The following is a 23477-nucleotide window of genomic DNA, read 5'->3' as shown; positions in this document are numbered from 1 at the left end:
TGCCTCTTACCGTCCTAAACGATTTTTCAAACTATAGAAGAGTTGCTGAACTGCGGGAGTGTTGCCCATAGATCCCTTGAGCACATAGCCACACTCGCGAAAAGCATCATCCAGTTTCCCTTCACGCTCATATACCTGACTAAGTAAAAAGCGTGCCTGCGAATCTGCCGCATTTAAGATCAGCACTTGTACAAAAGCATGTTCTGCAACCGACCATTGATTTTTACGCATGGCTAACTGGCCCAACGAAAAGTACAGGCGCAAACGTAAAATCTCAGGCTGAGCTGGTGCCAGACGTATCGCCTCTTGATATTCACGAATCGCCGGATCAATCTGATTCGTTTTTTCAAAACACTGGCCCAATCGATCATGTGCTTCAAAATCCTGAGCATTGAGACGCAAAGATTGAGTATAGGCAGTAATAGCCTGTTGCGGCGATTGCCGTAAATAAAACCAGACATCGCCAATCAGTTTATGCGTTTCAGCATCCAAGGGATTGATCTGCAGCGAGCGATTATAGGCCTGTAGGGCCAGATCCGGTTGTGGTGGGGTGCGCCGAGCAAACACCTGTCCAAAGATTTTATGCACCACCGCATTTTGTGGCTCCAATGAATGCGCCCACTTGACTGCATCATGGGCCGCGTCAATGCGCGAGTTTTTTAGATGTCCCAGTGCGGTCGTTAACTGTGGTGCGGCCGGACCCGTCATAGGCGATGAAATCGGTCTGGCAGGCGTTACATGTGGTGAAGAGTGCATACCCGAGCCTCTGGATGCAGCAAGCGCCCCTCCACTCACAGCATCCTGACGCTGGTCAACCGCAGCATTAATCAGCGGAGGAACAACGGTCACTGGTGGAAGATTGATCAAAGCACGTTCCAGTTCGGACGCATTGAGCCAGCGATAATTTAATTGCGGAGCCAGGGACTTCATGACGATCTGATCAAAGGCTGGCGATATATCCGGTCGCAGCACCCGCAGAGAAGGAAAGTCAAAAGGTCCTGGTTTATTATTAGACGGATCATGGCGTGTCAACAAACGATGGATAGTGGCACCCAATGCATAGATATCGCTTCGCGGCTCTGGCATACCATGCAACTGTTCAGGAGGCGCATAACCCAGCGTCATAATCACGGTAGCCTGACGTTGTGACTGAAAAGTACGAGCAATACCGAAATCGATCAATTTAATTTCATCCCGCCCGGTTACCATAATATTGGATGGTTTCAAGTCACGGAAAATAATTGGTGGTGATTGAGAATGCAGATAGCTCAACACGCTGCTCACCTGGCGCATCCAGCTCCTGGCACGAGCTTCAGTGACACCACGCGCTCCATTGATGCCAGCCACATTACCTTCTACATCCAGCGCATCTGCGAGTGTACGACCATCGATAAAGTCCATGACCAGATAGTTACGGCCATTTTCAGCAAAGAAATCGCGCACCCGTGGAATACAAGGATGATTTAAATCCAGCAGAAGCGTAGCCTCACGCGAAAACCATTCCACCGCCTGTGTCCGCTCGGCCTCATTACGAAACTCATCCAGCATTTCTTTGACGGCACAAGGGCGATTAAAGCGCGTGTCAATCGCACGATACACAGCACCCATGCCGCCTGATGCAATGAGTTTTTCAAGTTTATAGCGTCCACCTGAAAGCACAGTACCGTGTGCCAGCCTTCGTGGCGGTACAGCATTACCATCTGTTTCAGGCAAATTGGCGCTAGAAGCTAGCGGTGTGTGTGCATCTTCTGGCACATTACTTTTTTGATCAGGTTGTGAACCACTTACTGGTAATACATGCTCTGAATCAGACGAAAAGTTATTTGACATACTTTTTTACACCGCAAAAACTATTTGAATTTCCTCATCAACACAATAAAAAACTGGCTAATCATGGAGCTCAAAAAATATATACTCTCCATACCGCAGATTTAAACTTTTATAGGGGGCATTATAACACATCTTTCCTTATTGTGAGCAGTATTAAATCCAGAGTCCTAAAGCACCACAATCACATGTGCCATCCTTGCTATTTTTATCCATGGGGTGTGATCGACATAATAGCTTTTTCATTACTTGTTAAACGAATGTGCTGGATATTTTTACACCATACACCATCGTAGTGGCCGCGCTGGTCGCTGCGGACCCGTTCGCGTCCGAGCAAGCAGCGACCAGCGCGGCCACTACTACGGACGATTGGTGACGGCCTGAGCATGAGAAGGAAAGCCTTCAAACTCGGCCAGCGTACGGGTGGTTTCACTCAATTGAGCATAACCTTCACGCGTAACATATCCCAGTCCTGTACGCTTCAGAAAATCAAAGACGGAGGTACAGGAAAAGGTATGGGCAAAGCCACCGGTTGGCAGGATTGCATTTGTACCCAGGCTATAGTTGCCCAATGGCGTCGGCGTATGCGAGCCTAGCAGGATCTCGCCCGCGTTTTTCAGTTCAGGCAGGAGCGCAAAGGGCTCACGCACATGTACCTCCAGATGCTCAGGTGCATATTCGTTGGTAAAAGCAATCGCCTCGGTCATATCGGTAGTCAGAATCAAACCGCCGGTCCCTTTCTCGCTCTCAAAGCCGGTACGGCAGAAAGTCTGGCGGGGTTCAGGCAGGGCCGCGATTTTGGCCGGTAACAATTTCTGGACCGCCTCAATCAAGGCACGACTATCAGTCACCAGCAGGCTTGATGAGTCTGGACCATGTTCGGCTTCAACCAGCAGGTCGCGTGCCACCAGTTCTGGATCCGCACTATCGTCCGCCAGCAGGATCGACTCACTGGGACCAGCAGGCAGTCCTACATCCAGGGTGCCATACAACAGGCGCTTCGCAGCTGAAACATAGGGATTACCAGGACCAGTAACTTTGTGTACGCGCTGAATGGTCTCTGTGCCATAGGCCAGGGCGGCAATCGCCTGTGCGCCACCAATACGATAAATCTCATGTACACCACACAGGTCGGCAGCCACCAGGGAAGCGGGATCTACATCGCCATTGGGTGCAGGAGGCGTACAGACCACAATGCGCGGGACTCCCGCGATACTAGCCGGCGTAGCCAGCATATACATCACAGAAGGAAAGGCGCCTTTTCCACGCGGCACATACAGGCCAACACTGGTAATCGGCGTAATCTTCTCACCCGCCATTACGCCCGGAGCCATCTGCGTAAACCACTGCTCATGTGGCATCTGACGCTCATGGAAGCTACGAACATTTTGAATAGCGTGCTTGATGGCCTGATGGACATCTTTATCGAGTACATCATGAGCATGATCAATCTCTGCACGGGTTACCCGCAGTTTATCCGCCGATAGTTGCACATGATCAAAGCGCTCCATATATTCGAGCAGCGCTGCATCACCTCGATCGCGAACTGCATGGACAATTGGCCGTACATAGTCGAGCAGATCGTCAATTGCGACTTCAGCACGACGAAGAAGACGGGCACGCTGCATTCTATCCAAACTGGCCAATTCATAAAAATGGACCATGATCTTTACTTCTTTCCTTTGATTTCGCATAGCAGGTCTCATAGACAAAAAATCTGCCAAAAAATCTGCACAAGACCCGCACATTAAAAATGAATACTACTGGTTGGCTCATCTACTATCATGATACGCGAATGATAGGAATATTGTCTATGTCTGGCCAGACCGCATTAAAAAGCCAGTCCTGCCAATCCACGTCTATATTTTTCATTGATGACTATGATATGATTGCCAAAACCAAATTGCCTAGCGAGGATGAGGTTATTTATGGCACATCAAGATCCCAAACAGGAAATAATCAACAGGTTAACCCGTTTACTGCTCCCACGCACCAACAAGGTTCCAGCCGGAAACCTTAATGAGAGTGAGCAAGAAACAAAAAACAAGACCCTGCGCTTTGTGAAAGAACGCTCTTTACCGGGGCGCAAAGCCTATATTGCCGTCTTTGAAAATGAGCAGGGGCATGAGGTATACTTTACCTGCTACGTTGAGCAGGACGCAAAGGAACTCTGGCAGTTTCGTGGTGCGGCCGGAGACGGAATCATGGGTGGTACGCCAGGTCCTATCATGGAACAGGCCTGGGCTAATCTGGGTGGTGGCGGTATGCCAGACCATTTTTATGCCGGTGGATTGGTCGCCGATCATGATCGGCATATCGTCCGCGTCCGTCTGATCTCCAAAAACGGTACTACCGTAGAAGACCAGGTAGAGAGTGGTATGGTCCTCTTTATAAGCGCACAACGCGTTGATCTGCCTATTCAAGCTGAACTCTACGATGCTACAGGTACCCTTATCTACAGCCATAAGGTACTCAGCTAGCGTCATAAACAATTTTGTGATGACCAGTATATTGTGTGGTGAGCGCTACAGGCGCGGGATAGAAAGCAAACATCTACTTATACGGTTGGTGAACGCTGGCCATTGAGCATTTCAAGAAAACTCCAGGACTTCAGATCACGCTCCAGGTGGAAACGGATCAGGCTATGCATGGCGGCTTCAATTTCTGCCTGGAGACGAATATCGAGCTGCAAACGTGGCAGCTTCGACCACGGGGTCCGCTGCAAGAGGCGTAGCACTTTCAGGGCATTCATCGAAAGGGCCTGGGACCAGAGATGGGAACAATTGGGACAGAGGGCCCCACCCAGCGCCGGTGCGAAACCATTCTCTTCAGGTTTTAGTTCAGCACCGCAATGGGCGCACTGCCTGAGTACTGGCTCATAACCAATATAAGAAAGTAGATAAATTTCGAAATAGCGCAGCAAGAGACGCGAGCGATCATGATCATGTATTGAGGCCGGCTCACCTTTCGCCAGCTGCTGCTGAAGCTCGGTTGCATCCACATCTAAGAGACGTAGCGTAGTCAACAATAAGTTATATACATCCTGTTGCTGTGCATTATCCTCGACAAAGCGATCCACCATCTCGGCCAGGTAGAAACCACAGGTCATATACCAGAGATCGGTACGCAAGTGGAAATAGTTTTCTTTCGCCTGGGCCTGGGTGACGACATCGAAGTTTCGACCAACCGCCAGCTGCAACTGACTATAACAAAGCAACTCAAGGTGGCCGGCTTTTTTGCTGCCCGGCCGGCGCGAACCCTTGGCCAGGGCACGGATTTTTCCTTTATAGGGAGTAAACAGCGTCAGGACCCGATCGGCTTCACCCAGATCGGTATGCTTCAGAATAATCGCTTCGGTGGGGTAACTACGTTGTTCACGCATAGGTCATTTTCCAGGTGATTGCTAAAAAAAAGAGACGTGGTAATAATCTACCACGTCTCGATTGGAGGCGACGAGCGGACTTGAACCGCTGGTGCAGCTTTTGCAGAGCCGTGCCTTACCACTTGGCTACGTCGCCTGAAAAAGGGGGAGCGGGAGACGGGATTCGAACCCGCGACATCTTCCTTGGCAAGGAAGTGCTCTACCACTGAGCCACTCCCGCAAATGCATTTCGTAATGAACTGCATCACGTTTGTAGGGATAAGATATCATACACACTACTGTTTGTCAACAGTTTTCTTATTGAGTTTTTTGCGCCTGAAAATTGGACCACTATTCACCTGTAACTGGCAAAAAACCACGTTGCCGCAAGACAGCCAGCACTCGGGGCAATTTATCTGTTGCTACATGTACCAGGCGCTGACCATCAATAATTTCGGAGCCTAATAATGCCGCCAATTCACTATCGGACTGGAGATCCTTCAGGACATCGGCGGAGAGCCGCAATAACGGGGTTTGCTCTACATAAATATGCGGCGTGCGCTCATAGCCTCCTCCCCACAACTTCAATTTGATCAAAAAAGCACCTGGTATACCTTCCTGGCAATAGTGCTGTAAGAAACGAATAATCTGCTCCAGCAGGATACCATCCTGGAGCGCCCTCTGTAACGATTGGGCAGTCACACGCAGCCCGCCATTAACTGGATCCTGTTCACAAAACAGGATAGCTTCTGCCAGTACATAAAAATCGAGTACAGCATAGATAGGTTCGAGTACCCCATCTTCTGGACGCAATCTCCACTGCGGCTCATGGACCGGCAGTGGTGCATCAGAGATAGAGGCGTAGTCGGGAGCAACAGTTAACGCGGGCAAGTAATTCTGCTGCCAGAGCAATTGCTGGACTGCATCTAACTGAGCAGGAATAACTTCCGCCAGGTGCGGAGTCAGGCGACGCCGAAACAGCAACTGGAACTGACTATCAGCAAAAAAACTATCCAGCAGGGAGCTATCTGCTACTTCGATCAGAGTCGCATCTGGCCAGATCTCAATCCGTCGCGCCTGACGTTCCCATTCTTCCAGCGAATAACGAACATTTTGTGGGATATCACCTTCGACCGCGCTTTTCAGGGTCTGGAGAATCAGAACTGCATTTGCTCCCCGCTGAATCGCGCGTATCACGCTGGCCTTAGTGAGTCGATACTGCGCAATATGTTCCAGGCTGACACGTTCAGCGAAGCGATCTAATTTGACCAGGAAGCCCTCAGAAACAGGAGCCAGCACAACCAGTTCAAAATTGGGCTGGACTACCAGACGATTGGACACTACAGCTGTTTCCTGGAAGGATTGGCCACGCATCAGTGTCCCGGATGCAAAAGAAAACTGAAAAGCCGCCTCCTGCTGTCTCTCCTGAACCAACCCCATCCATGCAAGAGGTCCAGCCAGCATAGCACGAATAAAACCGCCCTCTACCATGTGCCAGCCCTCCCGATGCGTCAGCCAGCCACGGCGCAAACGAAAATCCCAGCCATAAGGATTGCATCCCTGCGAGTAACGTTCGGCCCGTGGTCCATAACGACGAGGAAACAAAAGATAGGGCACATGTAGTTTGGTACGAGCAATAAAAGCAGACACATCGTGCCATGATCCCGTTTCTTCCGCCAGGATTCGCTCAACGACTTGCTGGCGTGCCAGTACAACTTCCTCATGGGCGGGAGTCAAAGGATCAGGCACAGGTCGCACATTGATTTCGGACAAATAGATCAGCTCATTCCAGAACTGCGTCTCCATGTAAGCCTGATAACAGCGCTGCGTTCGCTCGCTAACCGTCAGGGTAAAAAATTCTTCCGCCGGACGAGCAATCAGATATTGCTGCCGTACCGCGAGCAATCCCAGTTGCATCAGCAACAAACGCAGAAAGAAGAGCTGTGGATGATCATTCTCTGAGCGCAACGGCTCGCCCTCAGCAGCCATCCCCATATGCTCACTGATCTGTCGCAGGGCAGTCCGTGCTAATAAGCCACTATTCACCAGCGCCAGTTGACCATGAGTCTGCACAAACGACCAGTAAAGATACAGCCTGCGCTGGAAAGCATACAGATGTTCATCTGGCTCACTGGGATCAGGCAAGGAAGTACTTGATGCGCTGCGCCATCTGCGTTGGGCCACCTTGATGATCGTTTGTGGCATGATCAAAACGCCATCATGCATCCCACTGGTATAATCACGGCCTACAAAATGGGTCTGCTTGCCCCAGCAGACAAATCCCAATAAGAGCAGATGGCGAATGGCTTGTTCAAATAAACCATGTGGATGGGCCTGCGGATACAGAGGAGGTTGTAGAGAGTTCGCACCCACAGGGATTGCTATACCTCCCGTTCCAGGCGCTCTTTCAGGTCCAGTAGTCTCATCTTTCTTCTCTGCATCGAGTAAGCCCGCCGTTTGCGCATACAGAGCCAGATCGCGGCTATTAGCTCGTCCACCACAGGAGATGAGTTCCTGCAGCAAGACAACTTCTAGCGCACTTAACTCATCTAAAAATTCTTCAATAGAACTTGCATCAAATAGATAACGAGCCACTTCTAACACTACAGGAGTAGAAACCGTAGCAGTCTGATCAGTCGAGGAGCTATGTCCATGGAAAACATGAGGAGCCACTGTGATATGCCGAGCTTTGATCATCGCCTGTAGATGGTACAAAGGTAACGTCTGTAGCAACTCAAGATCATTCTGGTCCATAAACTTCCTCATCATGTATCAGCGGAGAATGTTCGCGCCGCTTCAATTCTTCACTTAAGCGCTCATTAGCAGCTTTCTTTAATACAAGCAGGGTAGGATGTAAGGCGCGAATAACCTGTTCATCCAGTGAGGTTGTGGCTGATAATTCACGCATGACAGCGGTATCCACAGTCTCCAACATGGTGACCCCGGTATAGAGCCGCACATGCCCATAACTGGCAAGCCATTGTTCCACCCCGGCTAATAATTGCGCACTCGCATCCTGTTGCATACTATAGGCACGCAACACTTCTAATAAACGCTCACCAGAGTGACCTTTGCTGATGGCACGGCTCAAAATCTGTGGAGTAAAGCGGTAGCACAGGTATCCATCCTTTACGCCAACTGACTCAGCAAACTGCTCAAACAGTTGGATGTTGGACCAATTGTGAGGAGTGCAGGCAAGCCAGACCTGGCCATCATCTTGAAACTTGAGCATCGCTAACGCAGCCTCTTCGCTTCCAGCAGGATATTCAATAGCCTCGGACAATCTTTCATGCAGCAACCAGGCTGATATATCTGTCATGCGGAAAGCTAACAGGCGTCCTTGAGTGGACACGGCCACGTCACAGAGTCCCCACCAGTACAGAGGCCCAGAATCAGGCGCTCGATGTACAGTAATTCCGCCCGCTGCCAATCTCCCAGCAGGGTAGGCTTCAGCGGTTTGCCAGCTTCGGCTTCCAACCACCAATGGGGTGCGGGAAAAAGCCGCTGTCGTCGCTGCAAAAAGAGGGGATTTAAACGCGAGACAAAGCGGGCAAAGGCGGCGAATTGCATCCATTTGTGCGCACATGCCTGTGTCAGCAGTGCCACCAGGGTGTGGCGCGCCGCGGTATTTTCTTCAGCTAATTCGCTGAGGCGTAAAACAGGTATTTTCAAGGGTGTCATGCGGCATAAAAGACGCAAACCCTCAGACGGTAATGCAAATAACTCCGCCACTGATGGTGACTGCAGCCAGAGCTTAAAAAGATCCTGCAGGACATCTGCGTTGCTTGAACCCAGCAACAACTGTGCCGCATCAGGCAGGACGTGCATATAGAGAGCCTGGCGCTGCGGCTTCTGAACGATGCCGGTCAGCAGCAATACCTGTACGGCAAAACGCAGGAAGGATTGAGTAAATGGTAGTGTCTGTTGTAATGTCTCCAACAAAGCGGCCGAAGGCATGTCAGCTGGAGCCGGCACCAATCCTACATGCTCTGCAGCCTGATTACTATTCGTTGCGACAGGCGCAGGCAAATCAGGTGGATGAAGCGGTGACCAGGGATCAGCTGGCTCAATCTTTACACTTTCCAGGGCACGCGCAACCAGCAATAGATCGGCCAGTATCCGATATGGTCTGGCCACCTGCACATCAGGCAGAGCAGAATGCTCATCTGGTTGTGTCACATCAAAAGAGGTGACAGGAATATAAACCCGTAGCGCACTATGTATCTCCGCAGGCACAAACCAGCCAATATCTAACAGACTGTTATTACTGGCCGGACGAGCCACAGCATCGGCCCGAGATATATTAACCCGGAACAGCAATGCTTTTCCCTGTAAAGCCAGCAGGGTCCGTTGGAGTTGCGGAGGTTTGCCCAGGGAGAAACGCTCAAACAAACCTCGAAGGTCATCATCACTGACCATCCCACCAGCTAATGCCAGCGCGGCCAACAATTGGCGTTGCGTTTTCTCCAATGTGGATGCAACTCGGCGCACAACATCCGGCTGTTGCAGTGCCTCCAGCACCGCCTCCGCTAATTGCGCTCTGGACAGTCCATTCGTGGTAAGCTCATATTCCCGTGCAATCCCACGCAATTCGCTCAAACTGATCTGCGCAAGGATCGTACTAAGATCAGGACTATAGCGTACCGCTGCATTGGTAGATGGATCAGAACTGGTAGAGGAGGGAAGTTTTTCTGCTTTCATATGCTCCCGAGCGGGCACAGTTCTGGTAGGCGTTGGAAATCGAGTAGATCGGACTTCAGGAGCCGGGGGTGTCTCTGCCAGTGGCTCAAAAACCAGGGGCTGTGCTAACCAACGATACAACAGAGCCGCTCCATGGACACATAACAATGTTCCCTGTTCATCACAGGAACAGGAACTACGCCATGAAGTCAAGTTCATCATCTCAACTTCAGTTGTATATGAGCGTAACGTGGTCGTACGTTCTGGGCTTGCCGTCTCATCTTCTTCATCCAGGACCAGCACCAGAGGATCCATATCCTGAGGAAGTTCTACCACACCACGCAGCAGTGTTCCCTGGCGTTGAGTAGAACGTATCGTGCTGGTACGGTTATACTCCTGCCCTAAAGAAGCCGCGTTTAAGCCTGCCATGCGAATAATATCGGCAGGGCGAAGACGCTGTAATACACCCGGTACTATATTTTCCATCAATGGCAATTACTCGTAAAGCCTATTTTGACCCAACTATATTCGGCTATGATAGCACGAAGTATCTGCTCAGGTCAATCTGCCTCAAAATGTTATATCCTCACTGACTTGTTCTTGATATGCAATTGGAATGCCACTCATCCACAACTAGCATTGCTCACACAGTTGAGTAGTAGCCTGTGATATGCTAGAGGGCGCAGAAGGCAGTCATTCTAAGCGCAAGCGACTGCCTCGGACATCTCAACGCGAAAGGTAGAAAGTTGTTGTTATGCAGTGGTTGGAATTAACCGTACAAACACATCCAGAAGCGGTCGAATCGGTCAGTGAATTACTGAGCGGCTATTCCCGCGATGGCGTCGTTATTGAGGAACCCTATGAGCTCAGTGACGATGGACAGGAATACCGCATTCTGGTCAATAAGCCTGTTCAGGTGCATGCCTATCTTCCCATGGATGGAACTGAAGAGGAAAAGAAACAGGAGATCGCACGTGGACTCTGGCATTTCACCAGTCTGGGAGCTCATTTCGTGGGTGAGCTTCATTCCCGCGTGGTTGATGAAGAAGACTGGGCCAATGCCTGGAAAGACTATTATCATGTTACCCACATCGGACAGCGACTGGTGATCCGCCCTTCCTGGCGCGAATATACGCCAAAGGAAAACGAAGTCGTCCTCACGCTGGATCCTGGTATGGCTTTTGGTACCGGTGTCCATCCAACCACCCGGATGTGTCTGGAAAGGGTTGAGCAACTGGTACAGCCCGGCATGCGCATCCTGGATGTAGGAACCGGCTCGGGTATCCTGGCCCTGGCAGCGGCAAAATTGGGCGCGACACACATCGATGCCATCGACAATAGTAGCGTCGCAGTAGAAAGCTCAAAAGCCAATGCCGAGATGAATGATCTTCAGGAACAAATAAATGTTGTCCTGGGAGTATTGGACGAGGCCGAAGCGACGAATAAAGCCAATCAATACGATCTGGTATTAGCCAATATTATCGCGCATATCATTGGCTCAATCGCTCCCCAACTGGCTCAGGTGGTTGCCCCACATGGCTTACTGGTGGTTAGCGGTATTATCGAGGCGCGCCGTCCCGATGCCGAAGGCCCATTACTGGCAGCCGGACTGGAACTGGTTGAAGAGACCAAAATCGACGACTGGCTTGCCCTCACCTATCGAAAGCGAGCATAACTGATGCACCGCTTTTTCATCGGAAAGTCCGACCTGCCAGCCATCATACCCGGAGAGAGCGCCACCTTACCGGACAAGCTAGCCCATCAGGTACGCGATGTGCTCCATCTGGCTATTGAGGAACAACTGATCCTCTTCGACAATAGCGGCACTGAATATGTCTGTCACGTTACCCAGAGTACTCGTGCAGGCGTTGAGGTACAGGTGGAAGCACAACGTGTTGGTCAAACAGAAGCAGCGGTGCGCATTATTCTCTGTCAGGGATTGCTGAAATCGGCACGCTTTGAATTTATTCTGGAAAAAGGAACCGAACTCGGCGTAACCACCTTTGTGCCAACGCTGTGCCGCCGTTCAATAGCTGGTTTAGAAGAGGCCGGTCCAAAAAAATTGCAGCGCTGGGAACGCATCATACAGGAAGCAACCGAACAATGTGGTCGCGCACACGTGCCAGAACTCCAGGCCATCCGACCACTTATTCAGACCCTGACTGACATTCCATCCGGTGCACTGGCAATTATGCCCTGGGAAGAAGAACATGGGGAAAGCCTCTATGAGACGCTTCAGCAAGCGCGTCAGGAATGGTCGGCGGGTAACACTCAACAGGAGCCAATCACAGTTGTAATCTTTATTGGTCCAGAGGGGGGCCTGACTCCTGATGAAGCAGCATTAGCCAGGCAGCATGGCGTCAAAATCGTGACGCTGGGCAAGCGTATTCTGCGTGCGGAAACTGCCGCCCTGATGACCGTTGCCAATGTCATGTATGAACTGGAATCCCTGGGCTAGCAGAATAGACAAACAAGGACATTGCCCGACCAGTTGTGATCAGGCATGTCCTGTTCCTGCTCTAACGATTCTCACCATCGAGCCCATACCCATTGAGGACAGCATGCACATAATCAGCCACATAATGACGCTCATCTACACCATCAATAATCATACACTCCGCCACTGAGACGATCTGTGGCGCAATCTCGTGCAGCACGCTGACAATCGCTCGTTCGTTGCGGTTATCAGCATTGGGATCCGTAATAAAACCAAACAACTCATCCGTAAATTTATCTTCTTCTTGAAAAAGGCGAAAAACGTTAGTCATCACCAAACCAACCTTTCGCAGGCAGTGTGCCTGAAGCTCTCTTCGCTACTTTTCTACAAAGACAAACCATTCATTATCTATCACTACTATACGCAAGCAAATGTTTACATGTCAAACGTTACCGCCCAAACACATCAAGCTCAAGGACATAGTAGTCATATGTGGTACGAATAACAAAACCACAGGATTTATACAGGTGGATGGCGCGGCTATTTTCAATATCGACCTCGATCAGAATACTTTTCTGACTGCGTGCGTGCAAAATAGTGATCGCTTCCATTAAGATTTGTCGACCATAGCCCCTGCCCTGATAGGCCGGACGTACACCAAAGGCGTAAATCCCATCAAACTCGCCGCCAATATCCAGGCGAAAGCTCCCAACAGGTTCCCGACAGCCCAGTTCCGAATCACCAAACATGGCAAGATAATAGATACGGTCGGGAGCTTGCAGACAATTCTGGATACGCTGCCGCGTGATATCCAGCGGGTCTTGAAAGCTCTCTGCCTGTACGAGGGCTAATGCTTCAATATCACTGCTATCCGCTCTCTCGACAAGCAGGCGCTCATCAAAAGCCGGATGTGGGGGATGGTGGACCAGAAACATCTCGTGCTCTGACTCGCTCAGTCTGGCATCCAAAGCACGTAAAAAAGCCTGACCAGAGAGGGATTTGTGCTCACAGGTCAGGATCAACGCCCGGGATCCCTGCGCCCGATGCTGCTGAGCCGCTTCTGCCAGCATGTGCCGAAAGATTCCTTGCCGACGATAATCTGGATGTACCATACCAACCAGTTCACTCTGTGACGCCCCCTGATTATCCAACAGCAGATAACCCACCAGCATACCATCCGCATAATACAAATAATCACTGACAATAGCGCCAGAGCGCCGTGCCAATAAGTTCCATTCGATACGCATATGGAGTTGCTCATGACGTTCGCAGAGCACGGCCAATTGTTTAATGTGCTGTTGATCTTCAGGGGTCAGGATAAGCTTCTTAACCAGGCCCTGTACTTGCTCATCTGGCATCAATGACTCCATTTCGTGACATGCAATGTTAAAAAAAGCAGAGGAGCAGAGCCCTCTGCAAAAGAAAGGCCCTGCTCCTGATCAAGCCATAACTACGAGGATTAAAAAACGGCTGGCTCCAGATAATCGCCAAAGGCGGCCCGGAGGACATCGGTAATTTCACCCAGGGTAGCATAAGCGCGTACCGCATCCAGCAAGGCTGGCATGGTATTGATATGCTGATCGCAAGCTGAACGCAGGGAATCAAGCGTCCGTTGTACCTCGGACTGATCGCGCTCACGGCGTACGCGCTCCAGCCGTTCCAGGTGACGTTTCTGGCCTTCGTAGTCCACATACAAAGTAGGAACTTTTACGTCTTCGTCCAACATATACGAGTTCACACCAACAATCTTACGCTGTTGTTGATCAACCTCTTGCTGGTAGCGATAAGCTGATTCAGCAATCTCATGCTGGAAAAAGCCATTCTCGATACAAGCCAGCACGCCACCCAACTGCTCAATACGATCCAGATACTGCTGGGCCGCTTGCTCAGTTTGATCGGTCAGAGCCTCAATCGCATAGGATCCAGCCAGTGGATCGATGGTATTGGTGACTCCGCTCTCACTGGCGATAATCTGCTGGGTACGCAGAGCGATCAAGGCCGCTTTTTCGGTTGGCAGGGCAAGGGCTTCATCCAATGAATTGGTGTGCAGCGAATTGGTACCGCCCAGGACAGCAGCCAGAGCCTGAATTGTGGTGCGCACAATATTATTCTCAGGTTGCTGTGCGGAGAGCGAGACACCCGCAGTCTGCGCATGGCAGCGCATCATCCAGGAGCGAGGATCTTTGGCACCATATTTTTCTCGCATCAGTCGGGCCCAGAGGCGTCGTCCAGCGCGGAACTTGGCAATCTCCTCCAGAAAATCATTGTGTACATCAAAGAAGAACGAGAGGCGGGGCGCAAAATCGTCGATCTTCATGCCACGCTCAAGGCAGGCATCCACATACGCCAGACCATCAGCAATCGTGAAGGCCAGTTCTTGCACCGCGGTAGCACCGGCTTCGCGGATGTGATACCCGCTAATACTGACCGTATTCCAGCGCGGCATGTGCTGCGAGCCAAACTCGATGGTATCAATGACCAGTCGCAACGAAGGCTCGGGTGGAAACAGATATTCTTTCTGCGCGATATACTCTTTAAGGATATCGTTTTGCAGCGTCCCACCCAATTTCTCCATCGGATAACCACGCTTTTCCGCATTGACAATATACATCGCCCAGATAATCGCCGCTGGACTATTGATCGTCATCGAGGTCGTAATCTGATCCAGTGGCAAATCAGCAAAGAGGACCTCCATGTCAGCCAGTGAAGAAATGGCAACTCCGCACTTCCCAAATTCACCGGCAGCCATCTGATGATCGGTATCATAACCATAGAGTGTCGCCATATCAAATGCGGTCGAGAGTCCTGTCTGGCCCTGCTGCAACAGATATTTGAAACGCGCATTGGTATCCTCTGCCGTTCCAAAGCCAGCAAACATGCGCATGGTCCAGGGCTTGGCACGATACATAGTTGGCTGTACGCCACGGGTAAAAGGATATTCACCCGGCATGCCAATATCGCGCAGATAGTGTTGTCCCGCGATATCCTGGGGCATGTACAAGCGCTCGACTGGTACACCAGAGGTCGTCTCATACAGATCACGCTCAGGAATACGCCGTGTTGATTTCTGTACGCTGCCTGCTTCCCAATCAGTGCGCGCCGTTTCAAGGCGGGCCAGTTCGGCCGCATCAAAAAGGCTTCCCTGCTGCACGCCTGGCTGGATGGCCTCGCTTAATTTTTGCTCAGTCATAGGTAATGTTGCACTCCTCTCCACGTGTGATTACTAAACTTCGACAGAAAGTGCAACGGCACCACCGCCACCCAGACAAAGGGTAGCCAGACCCCGGCCACCACCCCGGCGGCGTAATGCATAGATCAGGGTTGTCAGCACCCGGGAACCGCTAGAACCAATCGGATGGCCCAGAGCAATCGCTCCACCATTGACATTCACGCGTGACCAATCCCAATCCAATTCTTTACCATTGGCCAGAGCCTGAGCCGCGAAAGCTTCATTGACCTCGATCAGATCAAAGTCGGAAATCTGCTGACCGGTACGTTCGAGCAGACGCTTTACCGCCAGGGGAGGAGCGGCAAAAATGTAGCGTGGCGTGATAGCAGCCGAAGCATAGCCAGTGATACGGGCCATAACCTCCAGCCCACGTTCGCGAGCAAAATCCTGCGCCACAACCACGGTCGCCGACGCACCATCACTCAAACCAGGAGCATTTCCGGCCGTCACGCTACCACCCTCCTGAAAGGCAGGCATCAGTCTGGCCAGAGCATCCATTGTGGAATCACCACGGATCGGCTCATCGGTTTCTACCAGGAAGGAGCCTTTTTTCTGTTTGACCTCAACAGGAACAATCTCGTCTTTAAAATAGCCAGCCGCCGTGGCCGCAGCCGCATGCTGATGACTCTGCAAGGAAAACTGATCCTGCTCTTCACGAGTAACCCCGAATTTCTCGGCGATAATCTCAGCCTCTTTGCCCATATGAATATTTTCAAAGGCACACCAGAGTCCGTCGTGAACTACGCTATCAACGAGTTTGCCATCGCCCATGCGATAGCCGGTACGCGCATTGGGTAATAAATAAGGAGCATTACTCATACTCTCCATACCACCCGCCACAAAAGCCTGGGCATCGCCTGCGCGAATAGCCTGCGAGGCCAGCATCACGGCTTTTAAGCCCGAGCCACAGACTTTATTGACGGTGAAGGCAGGAATATCAACGGGCAGGCCAGCATGCAGCGCCGCCTGACGCGCAGGCGATTGACCGACACCGGCAGAAACAACATTACCCATAATCACTTCGTCAATGGCTGCTGCATCAATGCCGGAACGACGCACTGCTTCTTTTATCGCTATAGCACCCAGTTGGGGCGCAGAAAAACTGGCAAGGGAACTGAGAAATTTTCCGGTCGGCGTCCTCGCCGCTCCAACAATGACAGGGATATGATCGGACATCATTTTTCTCCTCTTATTATTTTCACAACACTGTGAACCAAAAACTGGGGAAAGGCCGCATAGACGAAAACAATCGTCTATCGTATTGTACCCCAAAATGGGGAGTAAACATCAGGGGTGGCGAGGCAATTGTCCCATCCGAAAATTATCCGGGACTTGCATACTCCACACAGATGCTGATACCTTCGAAGGATACAACCACTGGATAGTTTCATACATCGGCGTGCCGTTGTTCTTATCCGCTGGCAAGATGTTGACTGGCATATAATCCATATCTAAGATCAGTATATGGCCATCGGGATAACGAATACGGTAGACATCTTTGCCATTGAAGTGGTCTTTCCCCAGATAGACTGCACTGCCTGTGCTGAGATCATGACGCAGGCGATCCAGATCAAAAAACTTTGTATCATCAACCCAGGATTGTGCATCCCACTGGGCAACATGGTGCATCATATCAAGTCCCAGCGCCTTCTGCGGATCTTTCACCACTACCACATCCAGTTTACCATTCATTACGGTCTCTACATTGATGACATTTGCCTGCATCTGATGATACGTCATAACTTGATAGTGTTCTCCCTGTGCATTGGTCATGGCCTGCTTGGAAAAAAGCACATAATTATTCCAGGATAGATTGGTCGGTAGGGTGAAGGCCTGCAAGGGTTGATTGATAAATCTGGGAACTGAAAAGGCCAGAGCCAGGATGAGTATCGCTGCTGCTGCCAGGACGCCAATGAAGCGCATGGGCAGTTGCTTTTTACGACTTCTCAATGGACGTGGTGGTAGCGCTGCTGGCGCAGACCTGGTATCCGCCTGTCTGCGTGCTCTGATGGCAGCCAGTAACGCCTGATCTACCTGTACCGATGGCTCTGAGGATGGCAAACTGTAGACTATCTGAGTAGCCCGCTGCAAAACACTCAATTCATTCTGGCAGCGAGGACAGGATTGTACATGCAGAGAGACAGCCTGCCTTTGTGCAGGCGTCACATCTTGCCAGACAGCCAGATACAAGTGTATGATCGCGCAAACCTCAGGTCCAATCGCTCCTTGAGGAGGCAAAGGTGGCAGGTCCTGCAGGCGCCGCTGAGCAAAAATAATCGCATCCGGCAATGCATTTTTATTGTTGGTGTTGCTCATATCTATTTACTGCTCCGCTTGCCAACACCATCTTTATTCACATGCTGATATTGTTTTGCAAACATCTTTTTAGCGCGCGAAATACGGGTGGCCGCAGCATTGGGAGAGATACCCACAATCGTTGCAATCTCCTGATATGGCACTCCCTGAGCCGCATTTAATACCAGGACAACTGCGTATTCTGTGGGCATCTCTGCCAGCGTTTGACGGATCAATTCACGTTCAGCGATCTCTGGAATTCCGCCACTATCGGCGAGAAAGGCAGTGAAATCTTCTTGTGAAGCATTATCGCTATAAGGATCATCCTGGCGAGACCGTAATCCCAATGACCACCAGGATATGCGCTTGCGTTTGCGCAGGATATCCACACAGAGATTGGTGGCGATGCGATACAGCCAGGCCGAGAGATTGTCGCGTTCATACAACCCATTCCAGGCGGTAAAGACACGTACAAATACTTCTTGCGTTACATCGTCAGCATCTTCCTGACTTCCTAGCAAACGAAAAATATAGGAATGGATAGGTCGACGAAACTGCTCATACAATTGTATAAGCGCAGCCTCATCAGTTGTGGTGCCAGTCTGCGACTGATTGACCGATTTGTCCACTGTCATGCCAGGATATACTCTCTCTCGCGCGCGAATATTCGTTGAACTGATATCCACATTTGGTATGAGTAGTATACCAGCAATAACCAGTAAATTGAACATATTAGCCACTCTCTTCCTGAAGATAGCTAATCCCCATACGTGTTTCCCTATTCCTAATCACGTCAAAGTAGCGCTATATTTTCTGCAACACCATATAGTTTCGATATTCAGGAGCAAATATCACATACACAATCCACAATTGCCGCAAAAAAACCACCTCTTTGTTTTGTGAAGAGGTGGTTTTCCTGGTCTCAATTTACCGGTGTTAGCGATTATTATAGGTATCTGCCGAACGTGCTGGGGCGGGCACAGGACCATTGACGTCCGGAGCCATGGTCTGAGAGTTATTGGCAATATTTTGCGCCGGACGAGCAGCACGCACCTGGACGGTGTCATCATTTTCGGGATCGGTCTGCTCTGCTGCATACACAGGTTCATTCAAAGAACGACCACTCAACTCATTCGTACTGGCTGCAGGTTCCACAGGAAAAGCCGCGTCTAAAGGCAAACCTGGATTGATCATGCCAGCAGGACCATCAATACCAGCCAGTCCGGCGGGATAGGTGACCATGGGAACGACACCAGCAGAAGCATCCGCTGCTGACGATGTCTCTGCAACAGGAGCATCGGCACGCGTTTCAGCATCAGATGCGCCATACTGCCGTAAAATGTTTACCGCCTCATTATAGCGTCCTGGCGCATTGACCGTGATAATAGAGCGTCCTGTATTCAACTGATCTTCATAGTAGCGGGCCTCGTGTTCGGGAACACCAAGATGCATTAACGATCCAGCCAGTCCACCGGCCAGCGCCCCCAGGGCCACACCACCGATGGTGGTTACCAGAATACCAGTAGCCAGAATCGGTCCAATACCTGGAATCAGCAAGGAAGTGGCGGCGCCAATGATGCCACCAATCACACCACCACTGACCGCTCCAGCCGCAGCAGAACCTGCAGAACTGGTATTCTCAACATCTGAGGTCTGGCTCTGCTGCGGGTCCCGCGTAACAAAACCGATCTGTTCATCAGTAAAACCAGCCTTATGGAGTTGGGACATAGCTTGCTCAGCTAACGCCTGCTCAGAAAAAACACCGACTGCTGTAGTTCGTTCCGCTGTTGTCATACTATTTTCCTCCTTGAATGACTGGAAATATCAAATCAATTTTTAAGCGATATCTATGTTTAGCTTCTTTTAAAACTATTCACTATCTATTTCTATAAAATGCTCTTCTATTCATACCAGTTTTTACACGAATCAGGTTACACAATGGATGCACGCATTCAAGCCACGCTTCTCCGCTCTATATGCTGCGGGAAGGCCTGGCCGCTAGCCTGGGATGTGCCAGTGTGTACCTGATTATTTTATGAAACACCTGAGCTAGAGGCCAAAAGATGGATAATCTACACACATCCAAAGCATTGACACAACACGGCACTTAGGAATACTATGTGCAGGATAGCTGAATAGCGCTATGCAGTATGCAACACATTGCACACATTTTACCAAGCATGGAAAAAGGATCACACCATCATGTCACAAATGCAGAATAACAACCATGGAACGCCTGATGACTACAATGAGGATGATATAGAGCAACAACTTTTATATGGTCTCTCATCACAATCACCATCAACGAACGATTCCGGCGCCCATGGCACAATATCCAATGGAGAACCAGATGCCATAGAATCCGGAAGTCATCTGAGTAGTGATATTCAGGGGGCATTAGGACTCTTTGCGGAAGGAGCTCAGGATATGGCTACAGCTGCAGTTGAGCTAGGACTCGGGCGACACTTTGCCTGCGTGGATTTTTGTAATCAGGCAGCTGAAAAGGCAACGCAGGCGGTGAGCATGTTGCGTTTTGGGCGTCGCACCACCTATGACCATGATTTACGGGTCCTTGGATCTCAGGTTGGTGCTCCCGACGAGATTCTCAGCGAGTTGGAACGCCTGACACCGTTTCATCCGGAAGACTTCTATATGGATACTCCGCCGGAAGAAGCAGATGAGATCATCAATGCCGAACAGGCTAGTGGCTATGTACAAAGCGCTCGTAAAGTCCTACGCTGGGCTAGAGCCATTGTGCTCAGTGTGTAACCATTATTTCTAACAGTAAAGGCTCAGGCTGGACCTTTATACGTTCGTTGTCCCACAACATCAGTTGGAGGAAGTTTTCATGACACAACAGATTACTCATTCAGAGTTGGACGAAGCTGTAAAACGTTCTCCTCGCAAATGGGTTTACCTCTTCAGTGAAGGCAATGCGAACATGCGCGAATTGCTTGGCGGCAAAGGCGCAGGCGTGGCAGAAATGACCAACGCCGGGCTTCCAGTACCTCCCGGATTTACAATTACAACGGAAGCATGTAACGGTTACTACGATAATAAACAACAATTTCCTGACGGTGTCTGGGAGCAGACTGAAGCTGCCCTGGCTATCGTTGAGAAGCAGACCAATAAAGGGTTCGGTTCAAAGGAGAATCCCCTGCTGGTCTCAGTTCGTTCCGGTGCCAAGTTTTCAATGCCTGGTATGATGGACACGGTCCTGAATCTGGGTATTAACGATGAGACGGTGCTGGGTCTGGTACAATTGACCGGCGATGAGCGCTTCGCCTATGATGCGTATCGCCGCTTTATCCAGATGTTCAGCAAAATTGTGCTCGACACCAATCCTCAAGATTTTGAGGCGGTACTTGAGCGCTATAAGCATGAGGCAGGCGTGCAAACTGATGCCGAGATTCCTGCATCTTCACTGAAGAAGATGGTAGCTGAATTCAAAGCCATCGCCGAGCGTGCCTCAGGTCAACCTTTCCCCACGGATGTGCGTCAGCAGTTGCACAAAGCTATCGAGGCGGTGTTTTCATCCTGGAACAATAAACGCGCCATCGATTACCGTAATTTCAATAAGATTCCTCATACCCTGGGCACGGGCGTCAATGTTCAGAGCATGGTATTTGGTAATATGGGCGCGAACAGTGGTACCGGTGTCGCCTTTACCCGCAATCCTGCTACGGGCGAAAAAAAGTTATATGGTGAATATTTGCTGAATGCCCAGGGCGAAGATGTGGTGGCAGGTATCCGCACCCCATCCCCGATCAGTAAATTGGAGCAGGATCTCCCCGAGGTATACCAGCAGTTCCAGGAGATTGCGCAACGGCTTGAGAATCATTATCGCGATATGCAGGATCTCGAGTTTACCGTTGAGCAGGGCAAGCTCTATATGTTGCAGACACGCTCGGGTAAGCGTAACGCTGGTGCGGCCGTGAAGATCGCCGTTGATATGGTGGAAGAGGGTGTGATCACCCCGAAGAAGCCGTCAAACGCGTCGAGCCATCCCAGGTCTATCAGTTACTCTTGCCACGCTTTGATGATTCTGAGAAGAAGCGGGCGGAACAAGAGGGTCGCCTGCTAGCGAAGGGCTTAAATGCTTCTCCAGGGGCCGCTTATGGTAAAGCCATCTTCGATGCGGATCGGGCAGAGGAACTCGGTAAAGCTGGCACGCCAGTCGTACTGGTGCGTCCTGAGACCAGTCCAGATGATGTGCATGGCATGCTGGTCGCGAAAGGTATCCTGACCGCCCGTGGTGGCGCCACCAGCCATGCGGCCGTAGTGGCTCGTGGTCTGGGACTCCCCTGCGTCGCTGGTTGTGAAGGCATTCGTGTCAACGAAGAGCAACACCTCTTCCGCGTCGTGGGTTCCGATATGGTCATTAAAGAGGGCGACGATATCTCGATCGATGGCGCCACCGGCGAAGTCTTTGCTGGCATCATCAAAACCATGGACGCCGACTTCAATAAAGAGACCGACCTCAAGAAGTTGCTGAACTGGGCCGATGGCTTCCGCAAACTGGGTGTGTGGGCCAACGCCGACTATCCACGAGATGCTCAACGCGCCATCACCTTTGGCGCTGAAGGTATTGGTCTGTGCCGCACCGAGCATATGTTCATGGAACAAGAGCGCCTGCCAATCGTTCAGAAGATGATTCTGGCCAAAACCAAGGCAGAGCGCGAGGCCGCACTTGATCAGTTGCTACCATTCCAGCAGAGCGACTTCAAGGGTATCTTCGAAGCCATGGTTGATCCCGACAGCAACGAAGGCTATCCAGTGGTTATCCGCTTGATTGATCCACCGCTGCACGAGTTCCTGCCATCGTATGAAGAGTTGCTGGTGGATGTCACTCGTCTGGAGACGCAGGGCGGCCATGAAGCGGAACTGGCCGAGAAACGCCAGTTGCTAGAGGCTGTTGGCTCTATGCGCGAGATGAATCCAATGCTCGGTCTCCGTGGTTGCCGCCTGGGCTTACTCTTCCCTGAGATCAACGTCATGCAGACACGGGCCATTCTGGGTGCCGCCGCTGAACTGGAAAAAGCCGGCAAGAAACTGCATCCCAAGATCATGATTCCCCTCGTTGGTCATGTCAATGAACTCAAAGAGGTACGTCGTCAGTTAGAGAGTGCCGCAGCCGAAATCGCTCGTGAAGCTGGCAGACCAATTGATTATAAATTCGGCACGATGATCGAGTTACCTCGCGCCGCCCTGACCGCCGACCAGATCGCTCCGGTTGCAGACTTCTTCAGCTTTGGTACCAATGACCTGACCCAGACCACTTTCGGCTATAGCCGTGACGACGCCGAGGGCAAATTCTTGCTCAAATACGTTGAAGGTCTGGATGTGCCAGGCATGAAGGACAAAGTGAAGATCCTGCCACTCAATCCGTTCCAGACATTGGATCGGGATGGTGTTGGTCAACTGGTAGCCATGGCCGTTGAGAAAGGTCGCAAGGCCAATCCTGACATCGAGTTAGGCATCTGTGGCGAGCATGGTGGCGATCCTGATAGTATCGAATTCTGTAACCAAATTGGACTCGACTATGTCAGTTGCTCACCGTTCCGCGTGCCAGTTGCACGTCTGGCCGCTGCACAGGCAGCGCTAACGCGTTCCGAAAAAGATCGCTAGGCAAAAGCATCTCCCCAAAA

At 50.9% G+C, this 23477-nt stretch carries 18 protein-coding genes, 2 tRNA genes and 1 pseudogene; 5 read left to right on the top strand and 16 right to left on the bottom strand.

The annotated features are described in order from the left end of the window. Positions 1-6: 6 nt before the first annotated feature. The 3 genes from KDW_RS12790 to hisD form a co-directional block, all read right to left on the bottom strand. On the bottom strand, positions 7-1830 hold the full coding sequence (locus KDW_RS12790) for a protein kinase domain-containing protein (RefSeq protein WP_151756313.1): 1824 nt from the start codon (positions 1828-1830) through the stop codon (positions 7-9). Between the two features lie 205 nt (positions 1831-2035). After that, positions 2036-2215 (bottom strand): hypothetical protein, encoded by a 180-nt coding sequence (locus KDW_RS12785; protein ID WP_151756312.1) that lies wholly within the window; start codon positions 2213-2215, stop codon positions 2036-2038. Beyond that, entirely contained in the window at positions 2187-3491 is a 1305-nt protein-coding gene (hisD, locus tag KDW_RS12780) for a histidinol dehydrogenase (RefSeq protein WP_151756311.1), read from the bottom strand. The genes KDW_RS12785 and hisD overlap by 29 nt, the downstream gene beginning before the upstream one ends. Positions 3492-3755: 264 nt before the next feature. On the opposite strand from hisD, the gene KDW_RS12775 reads away from it, so the two are divergent. Then, on the top strand, positions 3756-4307 hold the full coding sequence (locus KDW_RS12775; RefSeq protein WP_151756310.1) for a hypothetical protein: 552 nt from the start codon (positions 3756-3758) through the stop codon (positions 4305-4307). Between the two features lie 77 nt (positions 4308-4384). Here KDW_RS12775 and recO read toward each other — a convergent pair whose 3' ends face one another. The 6 genes from recO to KDW_RS31680 form a co-directional block, all read right to left on the bottom strand. Then, entirely contained in the window at positions 4385-5209 is an 825-nt protein-coding gene (gene recO / locus KDW_RS12770; RefSeq protein WP_151756309.1) for a DNA repair protein RecO, read from the bottom strand. A gap of 62 nt (positions 5210-5271) precedes the next feature. Next, positions 5272-5345 (bottom strand) — tRNA-Cys (locus tag KDW_RS12765). Positions 5346-5357: 12 nt separating this feature from the next. Then, positions 5358-5429, bottom strand: a tRNA-Gly gene (locus KDW_RS12760). A 110-nt stretch (positions 5430-5539) separates the two neighbouring features. Next, positions 5540-7942 carry a helicase-associated domain-containing protein gene (locus KDW_RS12755; RefSeq protein WP_162005186.1) on the bottom strand — a complete coding sequence of 801 codons (2403 nt, stop codon included), beginning with the start codon at positions 7940-7942 and terminating at the stop codon, positions 5540-5542. Continuing rightward, positions 7929-8546, bottom strand: a complete 618-nt coding sequence (locus KDW_RS12750) for a helicase-associated domain-containing protein (RefSeq protein WP_162005185.1) — start codon at positions 8544-8546, stop codon at positions 7929-7931. The genes KDW_RS12755 and KDW_RS12750 overlap by 14 nt, the downstream gene beginning before the upstream one ends. Then, the gene (locus tag KDW_RS31680) at positions 8516-10354 is read right to left on the bottom strand and encodes a hypothetical protein (protein ID WP_162005184.1); all 1839 of its coding nucleotides are present in this window, start codon (positions 10352-10354) and stop codon (positions 8516-8518) included. Before KDW_RS31680 ends, KDW_RS12750 begins: the two co-directional genes overlap by 31 nt. 268 nt (positions 10355-10622) lie before the next feature. On the opposite strand from KDW_RS31680, the gene prmA reads away from it, so the two are divergent. Both prmA and KDW_RS12740 read left to right on the top strand, forming a co-directional pair. Beyond that, positions 10623-11543, top strand: coding sequence for a 50S ribosomal protein L11 methyltransferase (prmA, locus tag KDW_RS12745; RefSeq protein WP_151756306.1), 921 nt, complete (start codon positions 10623-10625; stop codon positions 11541-11543). A gap of 3 nt (positions 11544-11546) precedes the next feature. Continuing rightward, positions 11547-12326 carry a 16S rRNA (uracil(1498)-N(3))-methyltransferase gene (locus tag KDW_RS12740; RefSeq protein ID WP_151756305.1) on the top strand — a complete coding sequence of 260 codons (780 nt, stop codon included), beginning with the start codon at positions 11547-11549 and terminating at the stop codon, positions 12324-12326. A gap of 61 nt (positions 12327-12387) precedes the next feature. Here the strand turns inward: KDW_RS12740 and KDW_RS12735 are convergent, their stop codons facing one another. From KDW_RS12735 to KDW_RS12705, 7 genes are all read right to left on the bottom strand, one after another. Further along, positions 12388-12636, bottom strand: a complete 249-nt coding sequence (locus KDW_RS12735) for a hypothetical protein (RefSeq protein ID WP_151756304.1) — start codon at positions 12634-12636, stop codon at positions 12388-12390. A 118-nt stretch (positions 12637-12754) separates the two neighbouring features. Next, positions 12755-13663 (bottom strand): GNAT family N-acetyltransferase, encoded by a 909-nt coding sequence (locus KDW_RS12730; protein WP_162005183.1) that lies wholly within the window; start codon positions 13661-13663, stop codon positions 12755-12757. A 101-nt stretch (positions 13664-13764) separates the two neighbouring features. Beyond that, positions 13765-15495, bottom strand: a complete 1731-nt coding sequence (locus KDW_RS12725; RefSeq protein WP_151756302.1) for an acyl-CoA mutase large subunit family protein — start codon at positions 15493-15495, stop codon at positions 13765-13767. A gap of 33 nt (positions 15496-15528) precedes the next feature. Then, positions 15529-16713: an acetyl-CoA C-acetyltransferase gene (locus tag KDW_RS12720; RefSeq protein ID WP_151756301.1), complete on the bottom strand. Its 1185-nt coding sequence runs from the start codon at positions 16711-16713 to the stop codon at positions 15529-15531. Positions 16714-16821: 108 nt separating this feature from the next. Further along, a complete protein-coding gene (locus tag KDW_RS12715; RefSeq protein WP_151756300.1) occupies positions 16822-17850 on the bottom strand; it encodes an anti-sigma factor family protein in 1029 nt (342 codons plus the stop codon). Between the two features lie 2 nt (positions 17851-17852). Then, the gene (locus KDW_RS12710; protein WP_151756299.1) at positions 17853-18560 is read right to left on the bottom strand and encodes an RNA polymerase sigma factor; all 708 of its coding nucleotides are present in this window, start codon (positions 18558-18560) and stop codon (positions 17853-17855) included. Between the two features lie 205 nt (positions 18561-18765). Beyond that, positions 18766-19623, bottom strand: coding sequence for a general stress protein (locus tag KDW_RS12705; RefSeq protein WP_151756298.1), 858 nt, complete (start codon positions 19621-19623; stop codon positions 18766-18768). Between the two features lie 408 nt (positions 19624-20031). Here KDW_RS12705 and KDW_RS12700 point away from each other — a divergent pair, with 408 nt between their 5' ends. Both KDW_RS12700 and ppdK read left to right on the top strand, forming a co-directional pair. Beyond that, positions 20032-20598: a HEPN domain-containing protein gene (locus KDW_RS12700; RefSeq protein WP_151756297.1), complete on the top strand. Its 567-nt coding sequence runs from the start codon at positions 20032-20034 to the stop codon at positions 20596-20598. A gap of 79 nt (positions 20599-20677) precedes the next feature. Then, a pseudogene (gene ppdK, locus KDW_RS35875) lies at positions 20678-23457 on the top strand (pyruvate, phosphate dikinase). Positions 23458-23477 lie beyond the last annotated feature (20 nt).

It is taken from the genome of Dictyobacter vulcani, assembly GCF_008974265.1.
In the GTDB taxonomy this organism is placed as follows: Bacteria; Chloroflexota; Ktedonobacteria; order Ktedonobacterales; family Ktedonobacteraceae; genus Dictyobacter; species Dictyobacter vulcani.
The sequence above is the reverse complement of the archived record's forward strand: the minus strand, read 5'-3'. Positions and strand labels throughout refer to the sequence as shown.